Annotated in this window: 6 protein-coding genes and 1 pseudogene; all 7 read left to right on the top strand. The window is 65.8% G+C overall.

Annotated features, from left to right (window positions below; all coding sequences use genetic code 11):
• The coding region (dxr, locus tag JCM9942_RS07180; RefSeq protein WP_054658743.1) for a 1-deoxy-D-xylulose-5-phosphate reductoisomerase at nucleotides 1-852 on the top strand (852 nt) is incomplete at its 5' end.
• 26 nt (nucleotides 853-878) lie between these two features.
• A pseudogene (rseP, locus tag JCM9942_RS19605) lies at nucleotides 879-2,233 on the top strand (RIP metalloprotease RseP).
• A 71-nt stretch (nucleotides 2,234-2,304) separates the two neighbouring features.
• Nucleotides 2,305-4,770, top strand: a complete 2,466-nt coding sequence (gene bamA / locus JCM9942_RS07170) for an outer membrane protein assembly factor BamA (protein WP_054658741.1) — start codon at nucleotides 2,305-2,307, stop codon at nucleotides 4,768-4,770.
• Between the two features lie 104 nt (nucleotides 4,771-4,874).
• A complete protein-coding gene (gene lpxD, locus JCM9942_RS07165; protein ID WP_054658739.1) occupies nucleotides 4,875-5,891 on the top strand; it encodes a UDP-3-O-(3-hydroxymyristoyl)glucosamine N-acyltransferase in 1,017 nt (338 codons plus the stop codon).
• Complete coding sequence (gene fabZ, locus JCM9942_RS07160) at nucleotides 5,888-6,346, top strand: 3-hydroxyacyl-ACP dehydratase FabZ (protein WP_054658737.1); 459 nt, start codon at nucleotides 5,888-5,890, stop codon at nucleotides 6,344-6,346. Before lpxD ends, fabZ begins: the two co-directional genes overlap by 4 nt.
• Before the next feature lie 16 nt (nucleotides 6,347-6,362).
• Entirely contained in the window at nucleotides 6,363-7,154 is a 792-nt protein-coding gene (lpxA, locus tag JCM9942_RS07155) for an acyl-ACP--UDP-N-acetylglucosamine O-acyltransferase (protein WP_054658735.1), read from the top strand.
• On the top strand, nucleotides 7,151-8,328 hold a 1,178-nt coding region (lpxB, locus tag JCM9942_RS07150; RefSeq protein WP_054658733.1), incomplete at its 3' end, for a lipid-A-disaccharide synthase. The genes lpxA and lpxB, both read left to right, overlap by 4 nt.

The following is an 8,328-nucleotide window of genomic DNA, read 5'->3' as shown; positions in this document are numbered from 1 at the left end:
ACCCTGGCCGCCGCCCGGGCCGGCAAGCGCCTGCTGCTGGCCAACAAGGAGTCGCTGGTGCTGGCCGGCGAGCTGCTGACCCGCGAAGCCGCCGCTGCCGGGGCCGAGATCATCCCGATCGACAGCGAACACAACGCGATCTTCCAGTGCCTGCGCTCATGCGATGCACGCCTGGAAGCCGGTGTGCGCCGGATCATCCTCACCGCCTCCGGTGGCCCGTTCCGTGGCCGCAGCCGTGCCGAACTGGAAGGCGTGACCCCGGCCCAGGCTGTGGCCCATCCCAAGTGGTCGATGGGGCCGAAGATCTCGGTCGATTCGGCGACGTTGATGAACAAAGGCCTGGAAGTCATCGAGGCGCACCACCTGTTCAACATCCCGGGCGCGCGCATCGATGTGCTGGTGCACCCGCAAAGCCTGGTGCATTCACTGGTGGAATTCATCGACGGCTCCACCCTTGCTCAGCTCGGGCTGCCGGATATGCGCACCACCCTGGCGGTCGGTCTGGGTTGGCCGCAGCGCATCGAATCGGGCGTCGCCGGGCTGGACCTGCTCAGCCAGGGCCGGCTCGATTTCGAGGCGCCGGACCTGGACGCCTTCCCCTGCCTGCGCCTAGCCTGGCAGGCCATGGACGCCGGCGGCAGCGCCCCGGCCATCCTGAACGCGGCCAACGAGGTGGCGGTTTCAGCCTTTCTTCAGGGCCGTATAGGCTTCCTGTCGATTCCCGCGCTGGTGGAGCACGCCCTCTCCACCCTGCCGTACGTGGCGGCCGATACACTGGACGCCCTGCTGGCAGCGGACGCGCAATCCCGCCAGATCACCGAAGCCGCCATCGCCCGCCTGCCGCATGTCTGAACCCACCTTCCAATCGAGTTCTGCCCATGGGTGATTTTCTCGGCTCCGTGTGGTGGATGATCGTCAGCCTGGGCCTGCTGGTCACGTTCCACGAATTCGGTCATTACTGGGTGGCCCGCCGCTGTGGGGTGAAGGTGCTGCGCTTCTCGGTGGGCTTCGGCAAACCGCTGTGGAGCCGCCGCAACCGCAACGGTACCGAGTTCGCCATCGCCGCCATCCCGCTGGGCGGCTACGTGAAGATGCTGGACGAGCGCGAAGCCGAAGTGCCTGCCGGCGAGCGCGCGGTCGCCTTCAACAACAAGAGTGTGTGGCAGCGCATCGCCATCGTCGCTGCCGGTCCGGCCGCCAACCTGCTGCTGTGCATCGCCCTGCTGTGGGCGATGTTTGTGATCGGCAAGCAGGACTACTCGGCCACCATCGGCCGCAGCACCGGCATGGCCCAGCAGGCCGGCTTTGCCGCCGGCGACCGTATCGTTGAAGTGGATGGCCGCGCGGTGGACACCTGGGCCGAAGCCAGCATGGCCTTCACCACCGCCGCGATGGACCGCCAGGATGCCCGCACCAAGGTCCGCGATGCCCTGGACAACGAGCGCACCCGTACTGCCGCTGTCGCAGCTGCCGGCGGATTTCGATGAGCGCAACGTCCCGGTGCAGGCAGGCTTCATCTGGCAATTCTGGCTGCAACCGGCCCTGGTGGAGTCGATCGTCGCCGATTCGGCTGCCAGTGGCGTGCTGCAACCCGGCGACCTGATCCTGGCCATCGACGGCCAGCGGGTGGAGAGCGCCGACCAGGTTGCCCCGCTGGTGCAACAACTGGGCGAGCGCGGCGGCGCCGGCATGCTCGACATCGAGCGCGCGGGCGAGCGCCTGGCCCTGGAGCTGATGCCGATCGCGGGCCAGGGCCAGGACGGCAAGCCGCGCTGCTGATCGGCGTGGGCTTTGTCACCGGCCAAGCCCCCGCCTACGACGCCCGCCAGCAGTACGGCGTGTTGGCGGCAATCCCGGCGGCCTGCGCGAAACCGGCAAGCTCGCCAGTGATTCGCTGGGGATGATGCGGCGGATGCTGACCGGCCATGCCTCGGTCAAGAACATTTCCGGGCCGATCACCATCGCCCGCGTGGCCAATGCCTCGGCCGAGCGCGGCGTGGACTGGTTCCTGTATTTCCTGGCCCTGCTGTCGCTGAGCCTGTGCATCATCAACCTGCTGCCAATCCCGATCTTGGACGGCGGCCACCTGCTGTATTACCTTATCGAGTTGGTCAAGGGCAGCCCGCTGAGCGAGCGCGCCATCGCCGCCGGCCAGTACATCGGTCTGGCGCTGCTGGCCGGGCTGATGGGATTGGCGTTCTACAACGACATTCTCAGCCTGGTCCCGCGATGAACTTTTCCCTGCTGTCGTCGTCTTACGCCGGCACCCACGCAACATTGAAATCGACTCCAACCGGACGTGACATGACGCGACTTCCCAATCGCCGCCTGCTTGCCCTCGCCCTTGCTGCCGGTCTGGCCCTGCCTGCGCTTGCGCTGGCGGCCGAGCCCTTCACCGCCAGCGATATCCGCGTGGACGGCCTGCAGCGCATCTCCTCCGGTACGGTATTCACCTATCTGCCCATCGAGCGTGGCGACACGGTCGATGACGCCAAGGTCGGGGACACCATCCGCGCGCTCTACAAGACCGGCTTCTTCGAGGATGTGCAGCTGGACCGCCAGGGCGACATCCTGGTGGTCACGGTCAAGGAGCGCCCGGCGATCAACAAGTTGACCGTCACCGGCAACAAGGACATCAAGAGCGAGCAGCTGCTCAAGGGTCTGAGCGACATCGGCCTGAGCGAAGGCGGCACCTTTGACCGTTTGAGTCTGGACCGGGTGACGCAGGAATTGCGTCGCCAGTACAACGACCGTGGCAAATACAACGTCGAGATCACCCCGACGGTGAGCCCGCTGGACCGCAACCGCGTCGATGTCGCCATCGCCGTGAAGGAAGGCAAGGCGGCCAAGATCCAGCACGTGAACCTGGTGGGCACCGAGAAATTCCCCGCCGAGAACATCCTCGACACCTGGGAATCGAAGGAGCACAACTGGGCCTCGTGGTACCGCCGCGATGACCAGTACTCCAAGGAAAAACTGTCCGGCGACCTGGAGAAGCTCAACTCCTGGTATCTGGACCGCGGCTATGTCGATTTCAGCATCGATTCCACCCAGGTCTCGATCAGCCCCGACAAGCGCGACATGTTCATCACCGCCGGCGTCACCGAGGGTGAGCAGTACAAGATCTCCGAAATAAAGGTCACCGGCGACACCATTCTTCCGCAGGAAGATGTGGAACGCATGGTGATCCAGAAGAGCGGCGACACGTTCTCGCGCGCCCTGCTGGAATTCAGCGCCGATGCGATCACCAACAGCCTGTCCAACATCGGTTACGCCTTCGCCAAGGTGAACCCGATCCCGACCAGCAACCGTGCCGACCGCACCGTCGCGGTGAACATGCAGGTGGTGCCGGGCCCGCGCGTGGCCGTGCGCCGCATCGTGTTCAAGGGCAATTCGCGTACCGCCGATGAAGTGTTGCGCCGCGAAATGCGCCAGTTCGAGAACAGCTGGTACTCGCAGGCGGCAATCGACCGCTCCAAGATCCGCCTGCAGCGTCTGGGCTACTTCGAGTCGGTCGATGTCGAATCCAGCCCGGTCACCGGCAGCAACGACCAGGTGGACGTGGTCTACAACGTCAAGGAAACCACTTCCGGCAGCTTCGTGTTCGGCCTGGGCTATTCGCAGTCCTACGGCATGACCACCTCGATCCAGCTGTCGCAGAACAACTTCCTGGGCGGCGGCAACCGCGTGTCGGTCGACGCCTCGCGCAGCAGCTACCTGCAGCGCTACGGCTTCTCCTACACCAACCCCTACTTCACCGATGACGGCGTCTCGCTGGGCTACAACCTGTCCTGGCGCGAGCTGGACTATTCGGACTTCAACACCGCCCAGTACAACAGCACCAACGGTGCCGCGCAGGTGGTGTTCGGCGTGCCGATCACCGAGAACGACGCGTTCTCGCTGATGTTCGGCATCGACAGCAACCAGATCACCACCTACCAGGGCTACACCCCGCAGGTGATCATCGACTACATCGATGCGGTCGGCACGCGCACCTTCCACTCCTGGCGCACCGAGCTGGGCTGGGCCCGTGATACCCGCAACGACTATTTCATGCCGACCCGCGGCACCTACCAGCGTCTGGGCCTGGAGGCCACGCTGCCGGGCTCGACCGTGGAGTACTACAAGCTCAGCTACCAGTTCTCCAAGTACTGGCCGATCATGCCGTCGCTGGTCATCAATACCCGTCTGGAGCTGGGCTACGGCGATTCCTACGGCAGCGACAAGGTCCGCGACATCTGCTGGAACGATATTCCGGCGGTCCCCGGCACCCCCGCCAATGGCGACACGCCGGCCGTGCCGGGTACCCCGGGCTATTCGCAGGTGGTGGACTGCGCCACCAACCCCACCGCCAACTACCGCCAGATCAAGGCATCCGGCCTGCCGTTCTTCGAGAACTTCTACGCGGGCGGCACCAACTCGGTGCGTGGCTTCGAGGACAACACCCTGGGCCCGCGCTCGGAACCCATTGGCGGCTACTACAACGGCCAGCCGCTGGGTGGCTCGGTGAAGACGGTCGGCTCGATCGAAGCCTATTTCCCGAAGCTGTTCGACAGCCCGTCGGCGCGCGTTTCCGCGTTCCTGGACGTGGGCAACGTCTACGCCGGCACCAGCAACTTCAAGGCCAACGAGCTGCGTGCTTCGGCCGGTGTCGCCCTGCTGTGGCGCGCTCCGGTCGGCCCGATCTCGATCAGCTACGCGTTCCCGCTGAAGAAGGAAGAAGGCGACGAAATCGAGCGTTTGCAGTTCACCTTCGGTGGCCAGTTCTGATTTCCGCCTGACCATTCCATGCACCACCTGCATCAGACAAGGCCCGGGCAACCGGGCCTTGTCATGACCGCTGGCCCCTCTGGCGCTAAACTGCCGCAGTGAATATGCCTACCTATACCGCACAGGAACTTGCCGAACGCTTTGGTCTGCAGGTGCAGGGCGATGCGACCGCCAGCATCCACGGCGTCGCCACCCTCGCCCATGCCGGCGCCGGCCAGCTCACCTTTCTGGCCAATCCGCGCTATCGGCCGCAGCTGGCCGACAGCCAGGCTTCGATCGTCGTGCTTCGTGCCGACGATGCCGCAGCCGCGCCCGGCACCACCCTGATCGCCAAAGACCCGTACACCGCCTTCGCCAAGATCGGCGCGTTGTTCGAGACCGTGCCGCTGCGTGAGCCCGGCATCCACCCCAGTGCGGTCATCGATCCCAGCGCCCAGGTGGCGGCCAGCGCCCATATCGGTCCGCACGTATATATTGGCGCGCGCAGCGTGATCGGTGAAAGCTGCATCATCGGCCCCGGCAGCGTGGTCGGTGACGACTGCCAGCTCGAAGCCGGCTGCGAACTGCTGGCCCGCGTCAGCCTGGTGGCCCGGGTCAAGCTGGGCAAGCGCGTGCGTATCCACCCGGGTGCCGTGCTCGGTGCCGAAGGCTTCGGCCTGGCGATGGACGGCGGCCACTGGATCAAGGTGCCGCAGCTGGGCGGCGTGCGCATCGGCGACGACTGCGAGATCGGCGCCAACACCTGCATCGACCGTGGCGCGCTGGAAGACACCGTGCTCGACGAGGACGTGCGCGTGGACAACCTGGTGCAGATCGCCCACAACGTGCAGATCGGTGCGCACAGCGCCATCGCCGGCTCCACCGGCATCGCCGGCAGCGCCAAGATCGGCCGCTACTGCCTGCTGGGCGGCTCGGTCGGCGTGGTCGGGCACCTGGAAATCTGCGACCACGTCACCATCACCGGCCGATCGGTGGTGCGCAACTCCATTACCGAACCGGGTGAATACTCATCCGGCACCCCATTGACCGACAACCGCACGTGGCGCAAAAACGCCGCGCGCTTCAAGCAGCTCGATGCGCTGGCAAGGCGCATCCTGGCTGTGAGCAAGGAGAAGGAATGAACGCAAGTCCGCAGCTGCCCATCGACGTCACCACGATCCAGACGTTGATCCCGCACCGCTATCCATTCCTGCTGGTCGACAAAGTCGTCGAGCTCGATATCGAAGGCAAGCGCATCGTCGCGCACAAGAACGTCACCATCAACGAGCCGTTCTTCCAGGGGCATTTCCCGACCCAGCCGATCATGCCGGGCGTGCTGATCATCGAGGCGCTGGCCCAGGCCGGCGGCGTGCTGACCCAGCTCAGCCTCGGCCGTGATGCGCAGTCCAAGCTGTTCTACCTGGTCAAGGTGGACAATGTGCGCTTCATGAAGCAGGTGGTGCCGGGCGATGTGCTGGAGCTGCACGTGCAGGTCAAGCGGGTGATCCGCAACATGGCCGTGTACTACGGCGAAGCCAAGGTGGACGGCGAAGTCGTCGCCCATGCCGAAGTGCTGTGCGCCGGCACCCGCGACTGATCCCCGGAGCCGACGCATGAACAACAGCGCCCCGCTGATCCACCCGACCGCAGTCATCGACCCGGCGGCGGTGCTTGCCGCCGATGTCCGCGTGGGCGCTTTCACCCTGATCGGGGCCGAGGTTGAAATCGGCGCCGGCACGGTGGTGGGCCCGCATTGCAGCATCCACGGTCCGACCCGGATCGGCCGCGAGAACCACTTCATCGGCCATGCCGCCATCGGCGGCGAGCCACAGGACAAGAAGTTCGGCGGCGAACGCACCGAACTGGTGATCGGTGACCGCAACGTGATCCGCGAGTTCGTCACCATCAACCGCGGAACCGGCGGCGGCGGTGGCATCACCACGGTCGGCAACGACAACTGGCTGCTGGCCTATGTGCACGTCGCCCACGACTGCCATGTCGGCAACCACTGCGTGTTCTCCAACAACACCACGCTGGCCGGGCATGTCACCGTCGGCAACTGGGTGATCATCAGCGGCTTCGCCGGCGCGCACCAGTTCTGCCGCATCGGCGATCACGCGTTTCTCGGCATGGGCGCCCTGGTGGGCGGCGACGTACCGCCCTTCACCATGGTCGGCACCGACACCCACGGCCGTCCCCGCGGCATCAACAGCGAAGGCCTCAAGCGCCGCGGCTTCGATGCCGAGCGTATCGCCGCGATCAAGCGTGCCTACCGCACCCTGTACGTGGCGGGGTTGCCACTGGCCGAAGCCAAGCAGCAGCTGGCCGAGCAGGCCCGTGACAATGCCGACGTGAAGGACCTGCTGGACTTCATCGAACACACCGACCGTCCGCTGCTGCGATGACCGGGCGCCTGGACCGCTTGCCGGACACCGCCGGACGCGCGCTTCGCATCGCGCTCGTCGCCGGTGAGGCGTCCGGCGACGGACTCGGTGCCGGTTTGATCGATCAACTGCGCCAGCGCTATCCCGATGCCGAATTCGCCGGCATCGGTGGCGATGCGATGCGCAAAGCCGGCTGTCAGACCTGGTTTGATGCCAGTGAACTGGCGCTGATGGGGCTGGCCGAGATCCTGCGCCATCTGCCGCGGCTGCTGAAGCTGCGCAAGCAGTTCCGCCAGCGCGTGCTCGACTGGCAACCGGATGTCTTCATCGGCATTGATGCGCCGGATTTCAATCTGGGCGTGGAAAAGTGGCTCAAGCAGCGCGGTATTCCTACCGTGCATTACGTCAGCCCCTCGGTCTGGGCCTGGCGTGAGAAACGCGCCGAGAAGATCGGCGCCAGCGCCGACCTGGTGTTGTGCCTGTTTCCGATGGAACCGCCGATCTACGCGCGCCATGGCATCGACGCGCGCTTCGTCGGCCACCCCATGGCCGACGAGATACCGCTGGAAAGCGACCGCGAGCAGGCACGCGCGGCGCTGGCCATTCCCGCGCAGGTGCCGGTGCTGGCGGTGCTGCCGGGCAGCCGGCTGGGTGAAGTCAGTCGCCTCGGTCCGCCGTTCTTCGAGGCCGCCTGGCAGCTGTGCGAGAAGAGGCGCGACCTGCACATCGTGGTGCCGGCCGCCAACGCCCACTGCAAGGCGCTGCTGGTCGAGCAGATCCGTGCCGCCGCCCTTCCCAGCGCGCGTGTGCATCTGCTCGATGGTCGCGCCCGCGAGGCGATGACCGCCGCTGATGTGGTGATGCTGGCGTCGGGCACCGCAACACTGGAAACCATGCTGGTCAAGCGGCCAATGGTGGTCGGCTACCGCGTGGCGGAGCTCACCTACCGCATCGTCAGAGCACTGGGGCTGCTCAAGGTCAACCGTTATGCGCTGCCGAATGTGCTTGCCGGCAAGGATCTGGCGCCGGAACTGATGCAGCACGACTGCACCCCGGACAAGCTCGCTGCCGCGGTGACGCAGTGGTTCGAGCATCCGCAGGGCGTGAGCGGTCTGCAGGACGACTACCTGCGCCTGCACCAGGAACTGCGACAGGACGCCTCGGCCCGCGCGGCCGAGGCGGTCGCCGGACTGTT

This window comes from Stenotrophomonas pictorum JCM 9942, from assembly GCF_001310775.1.
Lineage (GTDB): Bacteria > Pseudomonadota > Gammaproteobacteria > Xanthomonadales > Xanthomonadaceae > Stenotrophomonas > Stenotrophomonas pictorum.
The sequence above is the reverse complement of the archived record's forward strand: the minus strand, read 5'-3'. Positions and strand labels throughout refer to the sequence as shown.

Bases quoted from the DNA above. Each gene is read 5' to 3' on its own strand.
- lpxD (WP_054658739.1), top strand. From the start codon at position 4,875: ATGCCTACCTATACCGCACAGGAACTTGCCGAACGCTTTGGTCTGCAG.
- bamA (WP_054658741.1), top strand. From the start codon at position 2,305: ATGACGCGACTTCCCAATCGCCGCCTGCTTGCCCTCGCCCTTGCTGCC.
- fabZ (WP_054658737.1), top strand. From the start codon at position 5,888: ATGAACGCAAGTCCGCAGCTGCCCATCGACGTCACCACGATCCAGACG.
- lpxA (WP_054658735.1), top strand. From the start codon at position 6,363: ATGAACAACAGCGCCCCGCTGATCCACCCGACCGCAGTCATCGACCCG.